Source organism: Bacillus cereus group sp. Sample62, assembly GCF_036851315.1.
In the GTDB taxonomy this organism is placed as follows: Bacteria; Bacillota; Bacilli; order Bacillales; family Bacillaceae_G; genus Bacillus_A; species Bacillus_A wiedmannii.
The window spans coordinates 4446036-4465231 of record NZ_JAFLPK010000001.1 but is presented as its reverse complement, the minus strand read 5'-3'; the positions used below and the strand labels follow the sequence as shown (position 1 = coordinate 4465231).

Here is a 19196-nt window from a genome sequence, read left to right as displayed (position 1 = left end):
GCTTTTTTTATACGCTCTAATTTCGTAGACTAAAGGAAAAAGGGGATGAGTATATGGGAGAAATTTGGTATGGCGGCACCATTTACACGATGAGAGAAGAAAAAGAAAAAGTGGACGCTGTTTACGTTGAAAATGGCAGGATTATTGATATAGGGGAGAAACGAGAGTTAGAAGATCGATATTCTACGGAGAAGTTGCATGATTTAGAAGGCAAAACGATGGTTCCAGGTCTCGTTGATAGTCATATGCATCTTATTGGTCATGGGGAGAGATTACTTCGATTAGATCTATCAAATTGTACATCTTATAGTGAAGTGCTTACTCTCGTTCAGAAGCGAGTAGAAGAAGTGCCAAAAGGTTCTTGGATTATTGGAGAAGGCTGGAATGAAAATAATTTTACAGATACAAAACAAGTTCACGTACATGATCTAGATGAAATCTCTAAAGAACATCCGATTTTATTAAAGCGCGTTTGTCGCCACGTCACATGGGTGAATTCATACATACTGCAAGAAGCGAACATAACAGAAATGACGCAAGACCCGAAAGGCGGGAAGATCGGCCGGGATTCATCAAATATGTTAACAGGCCTTTTATATGAACAAGGACAAGAATTAATTAAACATGTGCAGCCAGAAATTGATGAGGCTTATTTAAAAAGAGCCCTGCAAACAGCAATTAAAGATTGTTGGCAATATGGACTTGTTGGCGGGCATACGGAAGATTTAAATTATTACGGTGGTTTTAGAAAAACGCACAATGCGTTCTCTCATGTTATAAAAGAAATGTCATTTAAAGCACATTTACTCGTTCACCATGAAGTAGCACATGAACGAAAAGAATATGAAAATGAGCATTATATTGAATTTGGGGCGATGAAAATTTTTTCTGATGGCTCTTTTGGCGGAAGAACAGCTTTATTAAGTGAACCGTATGAAGATGCGAAGGAAACAAATGGAGTTGCAATCTTCTCACGTGAAGAACTTGCGGAGTTAGTGAAAAAAGCACGGGGTTTACATATGCCAGTTGCGATTCATACAATCGGTGACTTGTCGCTCCAGTATGTCATTGATGCACTTGAATTATATCCACCCGCAGAAGGATTGCGTGATCGCATTATTCATTGCCAGCTTGCTCGTGAAGAGTTAATTGAGAGAATGAAAAACTTGCAAGCCATTATTGATATACAACCGGTCTTTGTTTCATCGGATTTCCCATCAGTCATTGAAAAATTAGGCGAGCAACGTCTTCGTTATGCTTACGCTTGGAAGACGTTACTGGAAGCGGGATTACACTGCAACGGTGGATCTGACGCACCAATTGAACAAGTGAATCCATTTTTAGGTATATATAGCGCTGTTACACGCAGAAGTTTTATTGACGGCGTATGTTATATGCCAGAGGAAAGATTAACGGTATATGAAGCTATCTCTTTATTTACAACAGGAAGTGCCTATGCAATTGGAAAAGAAGCGAAGCGAGGAAAAATTGCAAAAGGATATGAGGCAGACTTTACGATAGTAGATCGAAACATATTTGAAATAGAGGCAGAAGAAATAAAAGAAGTGCAAGCAGAAATGACCGTAATTGATGGGAAGATTGTGTATAGGAAAGACGCGTGAAAATATATCGACTTACCGACAAAAAATGACAAGAACAGTGGCCGGGGCTGGTAGCGAGAGAAATAAATAACCGCCGAATTATGGGATTCCATAATTCGGCGGTTATTTTAATGTTATAAAAACGTTCTCTGTACTTTTTCCCAGAAAGAATTGTTTTTTAGTTTAACTGTTTTAATTTGTTTATCGCTTAAGCGTACAACAGCTTTTTCCACTTGTTTAATGCTGAGCGCTTCATTATCCATACCGATAACAGGATAATCGTTACCGTCTGGTCTTAGTTTTAAAGTTAATGTACGTTCGTGATTTAAAATGAACGGTGAACCAAGTGTACGGTATGTGTTGTTATTTAAAGATGCTAGTTCGCTTACTTGGAAGCAAGGGATGAGCGGATCAACAACTGCACCGTGCAATGATTTATTGTAAGCTGTACTTCCTGTTGGGGTAGAAACAACTAAACCGTCCCCTCTAAATGTTTCGAAATATAGATCATCAACGTGAACATCTACTACGAATGTTTTAATAATGCTAGAACGTAATGAGAACTCATTTAAACAATAGAAAGATGTACCGTGATCTACATCTACCTGAATTGTTGGATATTTTCGCACTTCAATTTCATTTTTTGTGATTTCTTGAAGGGCTGTATCAATGTGATCAAGGTGGAAATCGCAGTAGAACGAAATTTCATCTTTCGTAGAAATCCCTGCGTATAAACAATCTTCTCTAAAACCAGTTTTACGAACGGCTTGTAAGAAAGTTGCATCATCTCCAACACTGACGATAGCGTTTGCATTTTTTGGATGATCTAATATGGTAAATCCATTCTCTTCTAAAATACGATAGATTGGTTTCATTGTTTCAACGAGCGTTGCTTTGTCATCACCATAAAAGAAAAATAAATTGCGACGATCTGCCATTATGTATCCCTCCACTGCAGTTAAATTTTCTGTTCTTCGTGCTACATATCATCCAAATATGTTCTTGAAGATATGTTCAAATAATATATTTCGATATAAAATGTCAAAATACCTTTTTATTTTTAGAAAAATTTTTATATTCAATCTTAAAGAATTCTGTTTAATGATGAATAAACTTGTCGATAATGGGTACGGAGTGAAAGGATGATACGTATGAAGTGGCTCGTGATTGGAATAATAATTCTTCTCCTTTTTATTTTGTTTATACTATTGTCGAAAATAAAGCTTAAAGTGACATTTTTATATTCAGAAATGGAAAAGCAATGTTTGCTTCAAGTGAAAATATGGATGATTCGATATACATTTGATGTGTTGGAAAGAATTGAAAAACAGCAGAAGAAAACAGGACAAAAAATCGAAAAAGCTGAAGAGGACGGCGGACTAGATAATAAAATTATGGCACAACTTGATAGCATTGGGGAACTGATAAAAAAGCTTCAAGAAGTTCATACTATTGTTAAAGATTTTCTCAAACGAGTGAAAATCAATGGTTGGAAATGGCATACGCAAATTGGAGCAGGCGACGCAGCTAGTACTGGAATTGTCACTGGATATGCATGGGGGACAAAAGGAATGGCTGCTGGAGTTGTAGGACAATATATGCATATTATCGACGTACCAGAGTTTGAAATTACTCCTGTTTTTCAAGGGAAAGGATTTGCATCAAGATGTGAGTTAACAGCATCTTTTCGTATATTCCGTACTATAAAAACAGCGGTGAAATTACTCGTGTTTATGAGAAGACAAAGATCTGGTACGACAGAAAAATCTGTTCAAGCATAGGGGGGATATAGAATGGACCATCCAATTCAAGGTTTAATGACAACTGCAATGCAGCATTTAAAACAAATGACTGATGTAAATACAATTGTTGGTGACCCAATTAAAGCGGCAGATGGAAGTGTAATTCTTACTGTTTCGAAAGTTAGTTTCGGATTTGCTGCTGGTGGAAGTGAATTTGGTAAAGTAGAACATTCAGGCCGTCATCCATTTGGCGGGGGAAGTGGTGGAGGAGTTTCTATTAATCCTGTAGCGTTTCTTGTTATAAATGGAGAAGGTGTAAAAGTGTTGCATTTAGATAAGCAAACACACGTCATCGATAAAATAATTGAATTAGCGCCACAAGCTGTTGATAAAGTGAAGGAAATGATGGATAAACGAAAAGAAGACGATCCTGAATTTCAAATTTAACAAATAAGAAGCTAATCAATGGATTAGCTTCTTTAATTTTTTTGTAAATAAAGCGATTTTATTTGCATTATCGATAGGGACAAACTATCATTTACATTGTACATATTTTGTTTAAATAAGGGAGGATTTTCAAGTGGCAAACGTAACTTTTAAAGGTAACCCAATGACTTTAGTTGGAACAGAAGTTAAAGTTGGCGATCAAGCGCCAAAATTCCAAGTATTAGCAAATGACTTATCTCCAGTAAGTTTAGAAACATACAAAGGCGAAGTAAAATTAATTAGTGTTGTACCTTCAATCGACACAGGTGTGTGTGATGCACAAACACGTCGTTTTAACCAAGATGCAGCAGGTATTGAAAACGCGAAAGTATTAACAATTAGCGCTGACTTACCATTCGCTCAAAAACGCTGGTGTGCAGCAAACGGTTTAGAAAATGTTGTAACACTTTCTGACCACCGTGACCTTTCATTCGGTGAAGCTTACGGCTTAGTAATGAAAGAGCTTCGTTTACTTGCTCGTGCAGTATTCGTAGTAGATAGCAACGACAAAGTAGTTTACGCAGAATACGTAAGCGAAGGTACAAGCCATCCAAACTATGAAGCAGCATTAGAAGCAGCTAAAGCGGCAAAATAATGTGAAAGAAATGACCTCTTGTAAAGAGGTCGTTTTTTCTCATGTATTGCTGCGTAATGGTACCAATATATGAGAAAAACGTTATATCATATATAACTGAAAGGGGAGCTCTTTGCAGGAGGTCGCTTTTTCTTTTTGGAAAAAAACACTTTGTGGTATGATATAAGTTATGTGTAAAAGAGAGAAGGAGGAATATACGTGGGTCAGACAGTAGAAACATTATTTTCTATTTTTGATTCTTCTGCGGTAGTTTTACGTAAAGAATTAGATGTAACATATTTAGAGGCGCTTGTAGAAACAGGTGATAACTTGTTTGAAGGAGCGATTTTACAAGAGGAATTATCCGAATCAGCAATTGAAAGGCTGAATCGTGAATATAGTACGTTTAATGAAGAAACATATAAAGGTGAAGAAATTCGTAAAGCATTTCAGTTAGCCATTTTAAAAGGAATGAAAGAAGGCGTACAAGCGAATCACGAAATGACGCCTGATGCAGTTGGCATGTTCATGAGCTACTTATTCCATAAATTTATGCAAGGTCAAAGCGAAATTACTGTGTTAGATCCTGCAATTGGAACAGGTAACTTAATGACTACAGTGTTCAATAGCGCCAAAGAAGGACTAGCAATGAGTGGATTTGGTGTAGAAGTGGATGAAGTGTTAATTAAACTTGCTTTAGTAAATGCGAATTTACAAAAGCATGCAATCGAATTCTTCCATCAAGATGGACTAGCGCCACTTTATATCGATCCGGTTGATGCAGTCGTTTCAGACTTACCGATTGGTTACTATCCAAATGAAATCGGTGCAAGTGAATATAAGTTAAAAGCAGATGAAGGAATGTCGTATGCCCATCACCTATTTATTGAACAAAGTGTGAAACATACGAAAGAAGGCGGGTACTTATTCTTCCTAGTACCAAACTTCATTTTTGAAAGTGATCAAGCACCAAAATTACATGCATTTATTAAAGAAACATGTTTTATTCAAGGGTTATTACAGCTACCTGTTTCCATGTTTAAAAACGAGAAAAATGCAAAAAGTATATTTGTTCTCCAAAAGAAAGGTCCTAGTGTAACAATGCCAAAACAGGCGTTATTAGTGGAGTTACCTAAATTCTCCAACATGAAGGCGATGGAGAACATTATGGATCAATTAAATACTTGGTTTGCAACCCACAAATAAGGCAAGGTATATGTAACAGGGTTAGTGATTCATGTAGTACAGTTTTATATGATATGTCATATTTTTAAATATATACTAGATTAAACTGAATTTTTTTGAAATCTGTAATATATATTTTTTCTTGGTGTTACAATTTTTTCACTTGAAATATATGTCGGACGATGTTTAAATTAAAATCGTGAGTATAAAATTTGCTAATGATGAAACGTTTTCATAATGAGTGAATTTAATTAGATAAAATCGAGCGGTTTGTGGACATATCCACACAACTACCAAGAGAAAAAGGGGCGAAAGACTAGATGTCAAAAATCATCGCGATTAACGCAGGAAGCTCTTCCTTAAAGTTCCAATTATTTGAAATGCCAAGTGAAACAGTATTAACAAAAGGTTTAGTAGAACGTATCGGTTTAGAAGATAGTGTCTTCTCAATTACTGTAAATGGCGAAAAACAAAAAGAAATTACAAACATCCCAGATCATGCAGTAGCAGTTAACATGCTTCTTAAGAAATTAACTGAAAACGGAATCGTAAAATCTCTTGATGAGATTGGCGGTATCGGTCACCGTGTTGTACACGGCGGCGAAAAATTTGCTGATTCTGTTTTAATTACTGATGAAGTGTTAGCTGATATCGAAGAATTAAGCGATTTAGCACCACTTCATAACCCAGCAAACCTTGTTGGTATTAAATCATTCCAAGAAGTATTACCAAACGTACCAGCAGTAGCAGTATTCGATACAGCATTCCACCAAACAATGCCGGAATCTGCATTCCTATACAGCTTACCATATGAGTACTATGAGAAATTTGGCATCCGTAAATACGGTTTCCACGGAACTTCTCATAAATACGTAACTGAGCGTGCGGCTGAATTATTAGGTCGTCCACTTGAAAGCTTAAGCTTACTTTCTTGTCACTTAGGTAATGGTGCAAGTATCGCAGCAGTAGAAGGCGGTAAATCTATCGATACTTCTATGGGCTTCACTCCACTTGCTGGTGTAACAATGGGTACACGTTCTGGTAACCTTGACCCTGCGTTAATTCCATACATCATGGAAAAAACAGGCCAAACAGTAGAAGAAGTAGTTAACGTATTAAACAAGAAGAGTGGTATGTTAGGTCTTACTGGTTACTCTAGTGACCTACGTGACATCATTGCGAAAGAAGAAGAAGGCGACCACCGTGCGAAAGTAGCACTTGATGTATTCGTAAGCCGTATCCACAAATACATCGGTTCTTACACTGCTCGTATGAAAGGTGTAGACGCAATCATCTTCACAGCTGGTGTAGGTGAAAACAGTGCAATTATTCGTGAGCGCGTATTAGAAGGCCTTGAGTACATGGGCGTATACTTTGACGTAAAACGTAATAATGTATTTGGTGAAGAAGCATTCATCAGCTTCCCACACTCTCCAGTAAAAATTATCGTAATTCCAACTGACGAAGAAGTTATGATCGCTCGTGACGTACTACGTCTTGGAGATATTGGTTAATATACTATATGAAAAAAAGACGAGATCCTATAGGGTTTCGTCTTTTTTTTGTTGGATATATTTCAAGATTCCATCTGGATATAGTGCTTTCTCTTTTTGAATGAATGCTGTCATGGGAATCCATTTCGCATATGATGCTGTTTGCTCATCTTGTATATTCAGTATTTCTATTTCATATAGTGACATGTCTAATAAGCGTAAAGAATATAGCTGAATGATTTCATGACCAATTTCTCCATCAAGGTGAAAGATGTTTTCTAAGCAACCTAAATAATTAGTGATTTCTACTTCTGTATGAAGCTCTTCTTGAAATTCACGAATAACGGTATGTGCTGAATTTTCACCAAGTTCAATTGAACCGCCAAGAGGTCGGTAATATGTTTCATCACCTGTATGATATTCTTGTACGAGAAGGCGATCGTGATGTATAGCAATGCCAAAAGCTTTTGCACGTGGATGCATATATAATCACTCCTTATTTCTTTTGTATAAGGATGATTATAAGGCAGTGTGTAATAAAAAGTATCGTGTATTTAAGCCTACGGTCTAATCGTAATCCCATCAAATAAGTCATTCCAAAATGCTTCATTGTATTGGTATACATCCATAATAGGACATTTTATAACGCAAATATTTTGTAATCCCCAATCTTCTTGGACAACAGTTGGTACATCTGCAGGAAGTAGTAATAGGACAGAGAATGTATGTTTAACTATTTGAGATAAAATTTGTTCCAAGGAACGTGCTTCTTCGTATGTTCCTCCCGTTCGAATAAACAATGTGGATTCTACCGTTTCGATTGTAGTTAGAAAACGATTAATTCGATGCTCATAGTTTAACTTAATTTCTGTATAAGAAGGCCAAGAAGTTGGTGTGTTTACATCTGTTTTAAAGTCGTGGCAGGAGTCGATTTCATATAGGGTGTCACGGAGTCTTAATTTCGCACCATCATCCCAAAATGAGATGAAAGATAAGTTTTCGAACTGTAGAAAACGGTCAAATCGATTTTGTAATAATACATTCACTTTTTCTAATGAAGGACTTAGCATAAAATCGATAACGCCAAAAAAGGGTGATAATTCGAATTGATATAACGCCCAAGCAGGCCAACAGTTTTGTCCTAAGCTGAATACTGCATTATATTCTTTTTTTATATTGGATAGATTCATGTGATTTATCTCATCCTTTTTGCTAATATTTTATGTCATTAAAAAATGGTATGTGAATAAAGATAGACAAGCATATTTGCAAAGAATAAGCAGAAATATGTTACAATAGAAAAAAATCGAACGAGGTGGTTGTTACGATGCGATCGAAGCGAGAACAAGCCATTTTAGACAATATAAAAGAATGGGAATCGCAATTAGTTGAGCAAGAAGCGACTGATTTTCAAAAAATGTTTGATAAATGGGTACATACTACAATTGCGAAATTGCCGGAGAAAAAACGAAAAGATTTCTTTACGAAAGCAGATGGATGGCTCTTTCATTTGCATGCATTGATTCAAAGCTCACAATCACAGTTAGATGCACGTAATCGTATTTTAGGAACGTCGAGATTATTTGATGAATCGATTGAACAACTAGAAGATTTAAAAGCGTTATCTATTGATCAGTTAACATACATAGCAGAGCAACAAACAGCACGACATCGCTTATATTCATTCGTACAAGGCGGAGCAACGGGTGCTGGAGGTTTATTATTATTAACAGCTGATTTTCCGGTTATGATTGCGTTAAATGTGAAGGCAGTCCAACTTATTGCCACATCATTTGGACATGATGTGAACAAGCCTTATGAAATGATGCTTGCACTAAAGGTGTTTCATGCGTCATTACTACCAGGAAGGCTTCAGCAATACGCATGGTACAATTTACTGCAAGAGCTAGAGCAAGAAGATTCATTCTTCTATGAAGGGGATGAAGCGGTATTACAGCCAGCTTCTACTGAAGTTTTGTTAAAACAAATTTTGAAAACATTTTCGATTTATGCTCTTCGTCGTAAATTATTCCAAGGTATTCCGGTCATTGGAATGGCAATCGGGTCTACAGTGAACTATCGTTTAACAAGAAGCGTTACTGAATTTGCAAATAGATTTTATCAAGTGCGCCACATAGTCGAGAAGGAAAAAAGAGCGTAAAAAAAGCGAGAGGCCGAAGCCTTTCGCTTTTTTTAATTTGTTGCATGCTTTTTGGACATTGGAATAGATACTGGTTGCTTTTCTGCTTTCTTCTCTGCTTTTGGATAATAAATTAAATCCAATGTTTTTGCCTGTACGGCAATCGAAAGAATAGTAAAAGCAATTTCTGTCCAATTTAAATAATATAATGAAAGCGCAAGAACAATCGCGTCAAAGACGAAGAAAATTTGCCCAATTGTAAAACGAGTTCGTTTACTTAATACAATTGTTAAAATATCGTCTCCGCCGGTTGCACCGCCAAATCGCAATATAAAACCGAGTCCAATACCAGCTAACGCACCGCCAACTACTGCAGCTATAAATAAATTATTTGATAAATCGACCGTAAATGGAGAATAATTTTCCATAAGAGAATAAAATACTCCGAATGAAATCGAACCTAGGAATGAATAGCCAACCATTTTTTTACCTAAAAATGAAGCACATAGTAAAATAATTGGGATATCCATGATTACAGTTGAAATAGATGGTGAAATATCATAAAAATTTTGGATGAATAGTGCAATACCTACAAAGCCACCTTCTGTTAAGTGGTTTTGGAAGTGAATGTGATATAGCGCTGCTGCTAAAATAAATGAACCGATTAAAACCATAAAAACTTCTTTAATAATTTGTCGACTTTGGATGTTCCTCATCGTTATTCCTTCTTTCCGTAGTTAGTAGTCCTTGTTGTGTTGTAAACTAACTACGAGCTCACATGTAGCTTTCAGTTAGTTTACGAAAAAACTAACTACGCTATATGTCGCTGAAGAAATAACGAATAATCCTCTCGTCCATCAATTCTCCCTACCTTCGTTTTAGTTTAAGTCTTAAAACGACTAAACAAAACGTGGAGTAGGATTCTTCATTTAGCAATCCTGCTCTTCTTTGTTTTGTTTAGCTAGTAACAATTAAGTCCTAAACAAAACGCTATGTGTAAGAAGAGTCTTTTTTTTGCCAAATTATCCTTCGGGCAATCATAATTTCCCCACTCTCGTATTTTTTTCGCTAGACTAAAGTATCTAAGCTGAAAAATACGCTACGTGTATGATTCGTCAATACGATGCCACATGCTCCTTCGAGCGATCATGATATCAAAATCCCTTCCTTCAAGATTTATATTATTATATCATACTTTCAAAAAATGTATGCGGATGGAAACCGACAATAAACGGAGGGAATCTACAAAAATTGTTATGTTTAAATATTTTTGTAGAAAAGTCTAAGTTATTTTGCAGAATTGGACAGTTTTTAACGGTTTGTCCAATAAGTAAGAAAAAATGGTTTTATTCAGTTGTATCCTTTTCATCACTTTTATCTTTAAAAAACGTATCCCAACTAATCACACTTAAAAAAGTTAATGCGATAATAATGAAAGCGCGCATAAGCTTTAGACCTCCTTTTGTACATAGTATATGAATGATTCAATTCGGAATGTGTCATTTTTTTACAAGTCTTAACTGTTATGAGAGTATATTAATATAGATAGATGAAAGGGAGAGGGTGAAAATATGCTAAAAGACATGTTCAAAAGAAAAGAATTAACATGCGTTTCATGTCAGAAAAAGATTCAGTATGAAGAAGAACTTGTCGCTTTTGTAAAGTTGCCGAAAGAAAGAAGTATGTTAGTCGGCCCGTTTGATGTGTGTTTGGCGAAAACAGCACAAGAAATATATTGTAAATCGTGTTACGACAAAAAAGCATGACCCAAAGTAATTGAGGGGCATGCTTTTTTCATTGGTGTGCTTTTCCCTCAGATACATTTTGAGTGAGTCGATACCAAAGCCAAAGGTCATTAATGATGGAAGCGAGATCGGCAATTTCTGAATTCAGTCTGCAAGAAATTTCGAAGTCTTCTTCGTTATTTAAATGATGCTGTTTTGCATTTATATCTTGTTCCAGTTCTTTTATACGATCAGGGATTCTCCCACGAATTTGTTCCCATTTTAATAAAATCGCATGTTGCATTTTTTCGGGGATATCTTCCCAGTCTTCTTGTAAATGCGGAATTTCAATTCCTAGATGATCATCGTATAAGAAATACTTTTCCATAAGTTCACCCCCGTTTTCCTGCTTATATTGTACAAAAAAACAGAAAGAAGTTCGACGAAATTGTTTGAAAAAATTTAAAAATGACTCTTGATACATTTTGTGAAAGGTGTTAAAGTGTGTATTATTATAAAAGAAAATGAATATTTATTCTTTAGGGGGATGCAAAATGGAGAAGAAAAAAGTGGTATTAGCATATTCCGGAGGTCTTGATACTTCCGTTGCAATTAAATGGTTACAAGAGAAGAATTATGATATTATCGCGCTTTGTTTAGACTTAGGGGAAGGCAAAGACTTAGCATTCGTAAAAGAAAAGGCACTTTCAGTAGGTGCAATTAAATCATATATGATTGATGTTCAAGAGGAATTTGCAAATGAATATGCATTGATGGCTATGCAAGCACACACGTTATATGAAGGGAAATACCCTCTTGTTTCTGCATTATCTCGTCCACTTATCGCTAAGAAATTAGTAGAAATTGCAGAACAAGAAGGGGCGACTGCAGTTGCACATGGATGTACAGGGAAAGGGAATGATCAAGTTCGTTTTGAAGTTTCTATTCAAGCATTAAATCCTTACTTAGAAGTGATTGCACCTGTACGTGAATGGAAATGGTCACGTGAAGAAGAAATTGCATATGCAAAAGAAAACGATGTTCCAATTCCTATTAATTTAGATAGCCCATTTTCAATCGATCAAAACTTATGGGGACGCAGCAACGAATGTGGAATTCTAGAAGATCCATGGGCAGCGCCGCCAGAAGATGCATATGAGATGACATTGGCATTAGAAGATACACCGAATAAACCAGATTTTGTAGAAATCGGATTTGAAGCAGGGGTACCGACGACTTTAAATGGCACTGCATATTCACTTTCAGAATTAATTAAAACGTTAAATGCACTTGCTGGAAAACATGGCGTTGGACGTATCGATCACGTAGAAAATCGTCTTGTTGGTATTAAATCGCGTGAAGTATACGAATGTCCAGCGGCAATGACGTTAATCACAGCACATAAAGAGCTGGAAGATTTAACGCACGTAAAAGAAGTAGCACATTTTAAACCGGTGATTGAGCAGAAAATAACAGAACTTATTTATAACGGTTTATGGTTCTCTCCTTTAAAACAAGCGCTTCATGCTTTCTTACAAGAAACGCAAAAGAATGTAACAGGTACAGTGCGTGTGAAATTATTTAAAGGCCATGCGATTGTAGAAGGACGTAAATCTGAGTACTCTTTATATGACGAAAAATTAGCAACATATACTGCTCAGGACGAATTTAATCATGATGCAGCAGTTGGATTCATTTCATTATTCGGTTTACCGACGAAAGTATACAGCCAAGTGAATCAAAAGAAGGTGGAAGCGTGAGCAAACTTTGGGGCGGACGTTTTACAGAAGAAGCGGAAGCATGGGTTGAAGAGTTTGGAGCATCCATCTCCTTCGATCAACAATTAGTAAATCAAGATATAAAGGGAAGTATTGCACACGTAACGATGCTAGCAAAGCAAGGCATCGTTACGAAAGAGGAAGCAGAGAAAATAAAGGTAGGTCTTCAGTATTTATTAAAAGAAGCAAAAGAGAATAAGCTTCAATTCTCAGTAGAAGCAGAAGATATTCACTTAAACATTGAAAAAATGTTAATTGAACAAATTGGCGAAGTAGGAGGGAAACTTCATACAGGCCGAAGCCGTAATGATCAAGTAGCGACTGATATGCATTTATATTTAAAAGAAAAAGTAGAACATATTATTAAAGCTACAAAACAATTGCAAACGGTTCTTGTTCATCAAGCAGAAAATAATATTGAAACCATTATGCCTGGCTATACGCATTTGCAGCGTGCCCAGCCAATTTCATTTGCGCATCATATTCTCGCTTACTTTTGGATGTTAGAGCGTGATGTGAATCGTTATGAAGATTCATTAAAGCGCATTAACATTTCACCATTAGGAGCAGGAGCATTAGCTGGGACAACATTCCCGATTGACCGAGAATATAGTGCGGAGCTTCTTGGATTTAATGGAATCTATGAAAATAGTTTAGATGCAGTAAGCGATCGTGATTTCATACTGGAGTTCCTAAGTAACTCATCTATGCTCATGATGCACTTATCACGCTTCTGCGAAGAACTTATTTTATGGAGTAGCCAAGAGTTTCAATTTATTGAAATGAGCGATCAATACGCAACGGGAAGCAGCATTATGCCGCAAAAGAAAAATCCAGATATGGCGGAACTAATCCGCGGTAAAACAGGCAGAGTGTACGGTAATTTATTTAGTTTACTTACAGTCATGAAAGGATTACCGCTCGCTTACAATAAAGACTTGCAAGAAGATAAAGAAGGAATGTTTGATACAGTAAAAACAGTAGAAGGATGCCTTCATATTATGGCAGGCATGCTAGAGACGATGACTGTCAACAAAGAAAAGATGGGGCAAGCTGTAACGCAAGATTTCTCAAACGCAACAGAAATTGCTGACTACTTGGCAAGCAAAGGACTACCATTCCGTCAAGCTCATGAAATTGTTGGGAAGCTAGTGCTACACTGCACACAAAAAGGAATTTATTTACTAGATGTACCACTTGCAACTTATAAAGAAATGAGCTCATTATTTGAAGAAGATTTGTATGAAGTTCTTTCACCATATGCAGCTGTAAAGCGTCGTAACAGTGCTGGCGGGACTGGATTTGAGCAAATTGAAAAGGCTTTGGAGAAGGCGAAGGGGTTCATTAAAGAAGTTATTAGGAATTGAGTTGGAAAGTACGCCAGTCTGTTAAAGTCTGGCGTACTTTATTTTTTACTAGTATTTAAGTTACAATATAGTGAAAAATAACAATTTAGGGGAAATCTATGAAAAAAATAGTATTTATCGTGTTACTATTAATTAGCTTAATTGCAAATGTTAAAGTATTTCTTTTGGACAAATATATGCTTGTTGGTGAAAAAGAGAAGAGAGAAGAAGCGATTATCGCAACGATGTGGCATTTGCAAGAGAAAGGATATAAAGAAAGTGATATTTCATACATAAAACCGGCATTTTATAGCAAAATCGGTTCATACGGTATGAATGTACAATTTAAAGATGAACCAAATGAATCATATACATATAGAGTTTTGAAAGATGCTAAAACAAATAAACTAACTGTACACCAAGATAGCAATGAGCCAGGTGGTATGGGCGGAAAGCATCAAGAACTTAAATAAAGAAAACGACTGACGGCATTCGCCTGCAGTCGTTTTCTTTTAATCATACTTATGTCGATCTTCCGTAATTCGAATATACTCAATATCCATCAAATCTCGCAGCAATGCACCATTACTTAGTTCCACGCCATGTTTCTCTTTAAAATGAGTACGAATCATATCCAGCATTTCGAGTTCTTTCCCATTCACATCTAAAATAATACGTTCAGAATCATTCATGTAGCATCCTCCTTTTTTAAACATATATATTTTGTCCGTCTATTTCTAAAAAATGTATGTTAACCTAAAGTTAGGAAATAAGAAAGGAATGGAAAATGAGACGTATTTATTTTATAGGGATAATTTTGTACACGCTAATTGTATTACATGTTGCATTTCCAAATATCTTTTCATTTGAGGATGTAGAAACAGTACACGTTGGGATATTTATTTTTATTCTATTTGTAGTAGATTGCTGTATTTCGATATGGCTTTCGAAAAGAAAACATGTACAAGATAAAAAAGAAATGGAACGAAAAAAGAGAAAACGTTCTTTTTGGATGACGACGTATTGTTTTTCTTTAGTACTTACTGCTGTTTTTTTTAGTGAACATATTCCGTTAGAAAGATTAAATATTGAATTTGGAGCGTTCGTATTTGCATACTATTTTTTTGTGCATTTTCTTCCTTATATGAAAGAAAAGCGAGGAGAAGAGGAAGATCCACTTGTAGAAGAAGCGAGAGAACGAGAGCATGAGAGAATAGAAGAAGACATAAAGAAACTCGGAGAACAAAAATGGTATTTAAAATCTAAAATCATATATGTTCTTTGCTTTATTACGCCGCCAATCGGTTATTTGTATGTGTTCTTGCTTCGTAAAAAAATGACAGAAGATGCAAAGCAAACGTACTTAACGGTTGCGACGATCATGATAGCATTATGGTCTTTGAAGTTCTTACCGCCATATGTGTTGGCGATCGTCATTGTTGTAGTGGTTTGTTTTGTGTTTATAGTGAAGTATGTGAAATGAAAAAACACCAAGCCCATGTGGACTTGATGTTTTATTTATGAATTAAAGCTCACCTTGCTCTTCATCACCACGAACAACAAGGACATCGCATTTCGCATAGCGAATAATATGTTCAGAGACGCTACCAATTAGGAAACGCTCAACAGCATTTAAACCAGTTGCACCACACATAATTAAATCTACTTTATGGTTTGGAGCGATTTCTTTTGAAATTTTAGATTTAGGATTACCAAATTCTAATACAGTTTCAATTTTTTCAAGGCCAGCTTCAAGCGCAGTTTTTTTGTAGTCTTCTAATAAGTCTTCTGCAAATAGATTTGCACGTTCAGCAATTGCCCGGCTATAAGCTTCTACTGCTGAGTATGCTTTTACATCAACGATATGAGCAATTGTTAATGTTGCATTGTTGCGTTTTGCGACTTGAATTGCTTTTTTAAAAGCTCTTTCTGCTTCTTTAGAACCGTCCACCGCGATTAAAATATTTGTATATGTATTATTCATAGTAAATTCCTCCCAATCATTTTTATTACCGTTTACAACTTTATTATAAAACAAATTTTGGTAATGTGCTTGTTGAAAACGTTACAGAATTTTGAAAACTTTGCTTTAATTCATTTTAGTTGTAATTGGGGCGAGAACTTGTTACATATGAAGTATAGCAATTTAAAAGGAGGCATGTTTGTGAGACACGCGCTCATTACAGCCGGTACGAAAGGTTTAGGAAAGCAAGTAACAGAAAAGTTATTGGCTAAAGGATATTCAGTAACAGTAACATACCATAGCGATATGGCGGCTATGGAAACGATGAAAGAAACATATAAAAATATGGAAGAGCGTCTACAATTCGTGCAAGCGGATGTCACGAAAAAGGAAGATTTACATAAAATGGTAGAAGAAGCGATAAGCCGTTTTGGCAAAATTGACTTTTTAATTAATAATGCTGGTCCATATGTATTTGAACGAAAAAAGTTAGTCGATTATGAAGAAGACGAATGGAATGAAATGATTCAGGGTAATTTAACAGCGGTGTTTCGTTTGTTGAAACTTGTCGTTCCGGTTATGAGAAAACAGAAATTTGGCCGTATTATTAATTACGGATTCCAAGGGGCAGATAGCGCACCGGGATGGATTTATCGTTCAGCATTTGCAGCAGCGAAAGTAGGACTTGTTTCATTAACGAAAACAGTTGCTTACGAAGAAGCAGAATATGGTATTACTGCAAATATGGTATGTCCTGGTGATATTATTGGTGAAATGAAAGAAGCGACAATTCAAGAAGCACGTCAATTGAAAGAACATAACACACCAATTGGTAGATCTGGAACAGGTGAAGATATCGCAAGAACGATTTCGTTTTTATGTGAAGACGATTCCGATATGATTACCGGTACAATTATTGAAGTAACTGGTGCAGTAGATGTTATTCATAGACATCGATAGTGAAATAAAGTGAAGTTTCGAATAATTGGACAGTTTATCCTGTATGCTGAGAGGTGCGGATAATACTGTCCTTTAATTTAAGATTAAATCTATCGGAAAACTTGTATTATTTTTTGTCAAATATTGAGATATTATGTTAAAATATAAGAGCGTAGAAAGCGCTTTAAAAAATGATTCAGGGGTCATTTCATAACTCAAGGGGGAACTAATAATGCGTATCGGTATTCCAACAGAAATTAAAAACAATGAAAACCGCGTGGCGATGACGCCAGCGGGAGCTGTACATTTAGTACAAAATGGTCATGAAGTTTTTGTTCAAAAAGGATCAGGTATAGGATCAGGCTTTACAGATGAAGAATACGTACAAGCTGGTGCGAAACTTGTTGAAACTGCTGAAGAAGCATGGAATCAAGATATGGTTATGAAGGTAAAAGAGCCAGTTGCAAGTGAATACGGCTATTTCCGTGAAGGTTTAATTTTATTCACATACTTACACTTAGCTCCAGAACCAGAATTAACGAAAGCATTAATTGATAACAAAGTTGTATCAATTGCATACGAAACAGTACAATTAGACAATCGTTCTTTACCATTACTTGCACCTATGAGTGAAGTAGCTGGTCGTATGTCTGCACAAATCGGTGCACAATTCCTTGAGAAAAACAAAGGTGGTAAAGGTATTTTACTTGCAGGCGTTCCAGGGGTAAAACGCGGAAAAGTAACAATTATCGGTGGTGGTCAAGCTGGTACAAACGCAGCGAAGATTGCAGTAGGTTTAGGTGCAGATGTAACAATCATCGACTTAAGCGCAGAACGTCTTCGTCAACTAGATGACATTTTCGGTAACCAAGTAAAAACGTTAATGTCTAATCCATACAACATTGCAGAAGCTGTAAAAGAATCTGACCTTGTTATTGGAGCAGTATTAATTCCAGGTGCAAAAGCGCCAAAACTTGTAACAGAAGAAATGATTCAATCAATGGAACCAGGTTCTGTCGTTGTAGATATCGCGATTGACCAAGGTGGTATTTTCGAAACAACTGACCGTATTACAACTCACGACAACCCAACTTACGAAAAACATGGCGTTGTTCATTATGCAGTTGCTAATATGCCAGGAGCAGTTCCACGTACATCAACTCTTGCATTAACAAACGTAACAGTACCATATGCAGTACAAATTGCGAACAAAGGCTACAAAGATGCTTGCTTAGGCAACACTGCATTACTAAAAGGTATTAACACATTAGATGGCTATGTAACATTTGAAGCAGTTGCAGAAGCTCACGGCTTACAATACGCTGATGCGAAAGAGCTTCTTGAAAAAGCTCCTGCTTTATCATAATAGAGATACATGTAAACCCCCTCCTTTTGTAAGGAGGGGGTTTTTATTTAGGCTAATTGTCTAGTTTCCTTACAATTCTCAATCCGAACATCATTGTAAAGAAAAGAATGCCGAACAAGTAATACAAGGCATACTCAACTCGTATCATCGAATTTTTGTCAGTGATATATAAAATAAATAGTATCGCAGAACCGATTAAATGAGAGAGGCCGAAAATTTGAGCCATAAGTTTTAAACTCTTCTTCTCGATTCTTTCATCCATCTCAGGTAATGGATATTTCTCGGAATTGTGCTTCTTTTTCTTAAAGAATATTCGTTTCACTACGAATAGTATTAAGGCTAAGAGTATGTATACGCCAGTGAATAGAAGGACAGAACTCATCTTCTCTTCATCATTACTATTGAAATAAAGAAAAGTTGAACCTAACAATAAAATGGTAAGATGCGAAATGAACTCTTGATTAAAAGTATTTTTCATTCTTTTTCCTCCCCAGTTTTATCTAATTGAAATAAATCTTCTACTTTACAGTTGAAAAACTCACATAATTTCAATGCTAATTCTAAACTTGGGTTGTATTTATTCTTCTCGATAGCGATGAGGGATTGTCTAGTGATTTGAACAGAGGAAGCTAATTGTTCTTGGGTGATGTCTCTAACGACGCGGAATTGTTTCACCTTATTTTTAATCAAATATACAAAGTCTCCTTTTTGTGAATTTGTTACAGTTATAATATCCATTTTTAGGCAATAAGTAAATGAAACTTTACAAAAAGTAAACAAAACTTTACGTGAAATATAGCTTGTTAAAATGTTATTTTTTGTGATAATTTGGAATTAAATGAAAAAAGAAGTCGGAAGA

At 36.0% G+C, this 19196-nt stretch carries 23 protein-coding genes; 14 read left to right on the top strand and 9 right to left on the bottom strand.

The window, feature by feature from the left end; genetic code table 11:
- The first annotated feature begins 53 nt into the window (after positions 1-53).
- Positions 54-1622: an amidohydrolase gene (locus J0835_RS22800; protein ID WP_087982408.1), complete on the top strand. Its 1569-nt coding sequence runs from the start codon at positions 54-56 to the stop codon at positions 1620-1622.
- A 113-nt stretch (positions 1623-1735) separates the two neighbouring features.
- Here J0835_RS22800 and J0835_RS22795 read toward each other — a convergent pair whose 3' ends face one another.
- Positions 1736-2539, bottom strand: coding sequence for an NAD kinase (locus tag J0835_RS22795; RefSeq protein ID WP_087982406.1), 804 nt, complete (start codon positions 2537-2539; stop codon positions 1736-1738).
- Between the two features lie 204 nt (positions 2540-2743).
- On the opposite strand from J0835_RS22795, the gene J0835_RS22790 reads away from it, so the two are divergent.
- The 5 genes from J0835_RS22790 (at position 2744) to ackA (ending at position 7102) form a co-directional block, all read left to right on the top strand.
- Positions 2744-3382 carry a DUF2953 domain-containing protein gene (locus J0835_RS22790; protein WP_087982404.1) on the top strand — a complete coding sequence of 213 codons (639 nt, stop codon included), beginning with the start codon at positions 2744-2746 and terminating at the stop codon, positions 3380-3382.
- Between the two features lie 12 nt (positions 3383-3394).
- Positions 3395-3790: a GerW family sporulation protein gene (gene ytfJ, locus J0835_RS22785; protein WP_000350005.1), complete on the top strand. Its 396-nt coding sequence runs from the start codon at positions 3395-3397 to the stop codon at positions 3788-3790.
- A gap of 133 nt (positions 3791-3923) precedes the next feature.
- Positions 3924-4424 carry a thiol peroxidase gene (tpx, locus tag J0835_RS22780; RefSeq protein ID WP_000024522.1) on the top strand — a complete coding sequence of 167 codons (501 nt, stop codon included), beginning with the start codon at positions 3924-3926 and terminating at the stop codon, positions 4422-4424.
- Positions 4425-4622: 198 nt separating this feature from the next.
- A complete protein-coding gene (locus J0835_RS22775) occupies positions 4623-5609 on the top strand; it encodes a class I SAM-dependent methyltransferase (protein ID WP_140386904.1) in 987 nt (328 codons plus the stop codon).
- A gap of 299 nt (positions 5610-5908) precedes the next feature.
- Positions 5909-7102: an acetate kinase gene (gene ackA, locus J0835_RS22770; protein ID WP_087982400.1), complete on the top strand. Its 1194-nt coding sequence runs from the start codon at positions 5909-5911 to the stop codon at positions 7100-7102.
- Between the two features lie 27 nt (positions 7103-7129).
- On the opposite strand, the gene J0835_RS22765 is transcribed toward ackA, so the two are convergent.
- Both J0835_RS22765 and J0835_RS22760 read right to left on the bottom strand, forming a co-directional pair.
- Positions 7130-7564, bottom strand: a complete 435-nt coding sequence (locus tag J0835_RS22765; protein ID WP_333728168.1) for an NUDIX hydrolase — start codon at positions 7562-7564, stop codon at positions 7130-7132.
- A 77-nt stretch (positions 7565-7641) separates the two neighbouring features.
- The gene (locus J0835_RS22760) at positions 7642-8271 is read right to left on the bottom strand and encodes a DUF1796 family putative cysteine peptidase (protein ID WP_087982396.1); all 630 of its coding nucleotides are present in this window, start codon (positions 8269-8271) and stop codon (positions 7642-7644) included.
- Positions 8272-8408: 137 nt separating this feature from the next.
- Between J0835_RS22760 and J0835_RS22755 the strand changes: the two genes are divergently transcribed.
- Positions 8409-9242 (top strand): EcsC family protein, encoded by an 834-nt coding sequence (locus J0835_RS22755; protein WP_087982394.1) that lies wholly within the window; start codon positions 8409-8411, stop codon positions 9240-9242.
- Between the two features lie 32 nt (positions 9243-9274).
- Here the strand turns inward: J0835_RS22755 and J0835_RS22750 are convergent, their stop codons facing one another.
- Positions 9275-9937, bottom strand: a complete 663-nt coding sequence (locus tag J0835_RS22750) for a YitT family protein (RefSeq protein WP_087982392.1) — start codon at positions 9935-9937, stop codon at positions 9275-9277.
- Positions 9938-10792: 855 nt separating this feature from the next.
- Between J0835_RS22750 and J0835_RS22745 the strand changes: the two genes are divergently transcribed.
- Positions 10793-10987 carry a hypothetical protein gene (locus J0835_RS22745; RefSeq protein ID WP_140386903.1) on the top strand — a complete coding sequence of 65 codons (195 nt, stop codon included), beginning with the start codon at positions 10793-10795 and terminating at the stop codon, positions 10985-10987.
- Between the two features lie 28 nt (positions 10988-11015).
- Here the strand turns inward: J0835_RS22745 and J0835_RS22740 are convergent, their stop codons facing one another.
- A complete protein-coding gene (locus tag J0835_RS22740; protein ID WP_087982388.1) occupies positions 11016-11333 on the bottom strand; it encodes a radical SAM protein in 318 nt (105 codons plus the stop codon).
- A 166-nt stretch (positions 11334-11499) separates the two neighbouring features.
- On the opposite strand from J0835_RS22740, the gene J0835_RS22735 reads away from it, so the two are divergent.
- From J0835_RS22735 to J0835_RS22725, 3 genes are all read left to right on the top strand, one after another.
- Positions 11500-12705, top strand: coding sequence for an argininosuccinate synthase (locus tag J0835_RS22735; RefSeq protein ID WP_087982386.1), 1206 nt, complete (start codon positions 11500-11502; stop codon positions 12703-12705).
- Entirely contained in the window at positions 12702-14090 is a 1389-nt protein-coding gene (gene argH, locus J0835_RS22730) for an argininosuccinate lyase (protein ID WP_087982384.1), read from the top strand. Before J0835_RS22735 ends, argH begins: the two co-directional genes overlap by 4 nt.
- 98 nt (positions 14091-14188) lie before the next feature.
- Positions 14189-14542: a DUF3139 domain-containing protein gene (locus J0835_RS22725; protein ID WP_087982382.1), complete on the top strand. Its 354-nt coding sequence runs from the start codon at positions 14189-14191 to the stop codon at positions 14540-14542.
- Between the two features lie 39 nt (positions 14543-14581).
- Here J0835_RS22725 and J0835_RS22720 read toward each other — a convergent pair whose 3' ends face one another.
- Positions 14582-14761: a ProA domain protein gene (locus tag J0835_RS22720; protein WP_088097985.1), complete on the bottom strand. Its 180-nt coding sequence runs from the start codon at positions 14759-14761 to the stop codon at positions 14582-14584.
- A gap of 95 nt (positions 14762-14856) precedes the next feature.
- Between J0835_RS22720 and J0835_RS22715 the strand changes: the two genes are divergently transcribed.
- Complete coding sequence (locus J0835_RS22715; protein ID WP_087982379.1) at positions 14857-15552, top strand: hypothetical protein; 696 nt, start codon at positions 14857-14859, stop codon at positions 15550-15552.
- Positions 15553-15594: 42 nt separating this feature from the next.
- Here the strand turns inward: J0835_RS22715 and J0835_RS22710 are convergent, their stop codons facing one another.
- The gene (locus J0835_RS22710; RefSeq protein WP_001066681.1) at positions 15595-16053 is read right to left on the bottom strand and encodes a universal stress protein; all 459 of its coding nucleotides are present in this window, start codon (positions 16051-16053) and stop codon (positions 15595-15597) included.
- Positions 16054-16200: 147 nt separating this feature from the next.
- Between J0835_RS22710 and J0835_RS22705 the strand changes: the two genes are divergently transcribed.
- A complete protein-coding gene (locus J0835_RS22705; protein WP_087982740.1) occupies positions 16201-16992 on the top strand; it encodes an SDR family oxidoreductase in 792 nt (263 codons plus the stop codon).
- Between the two features lie 211 nt (positions 16993-17203).
- Entirely contained in the window at positions 17204-18337 is a 1134-nt protein-coding gene (ald, locus tag J0835_RS22700; RefSeq protein WP_046956217.1) for an alanine dehydrogenase, read from the top strand.
- A gap of 52 nt (positions 18338-18389) precedes the next feature.
- Here ald and J0835_RS22695 read toward each other — a convergent pair whose 3' ends face one another.
- Together J0835_RS22695 and J0835_RS22690 are read right to left on the bottom strand one after the other, a co-directional pair.
- On the bottom strand, positions 18390-18815 hold the full coding sequence (locus J0835_RS22695; protein WP_087982377.1) for a hypothetical protein: 426 nt from the start codon (positions 18813-18815) through the stop codon (positions 18390-18392).
- Complete coding sequence (locus J0835_RS22690; RefSeq protein ID WP_140386902.1) at positions 18812-19075, bottom strand: helix-turn-helix transcriptional regulator; 264 nt, start codon at positions 19073-19075, stop codon at positions 18812-18814. The genes J0835_RS22695 and J0835_RS22690 overlap by 4 nt, the downstream gene beginning before the upstream one ends.
- Between the last annotated feature and the right edge of the window lie 121 nt (positions 19076-19196).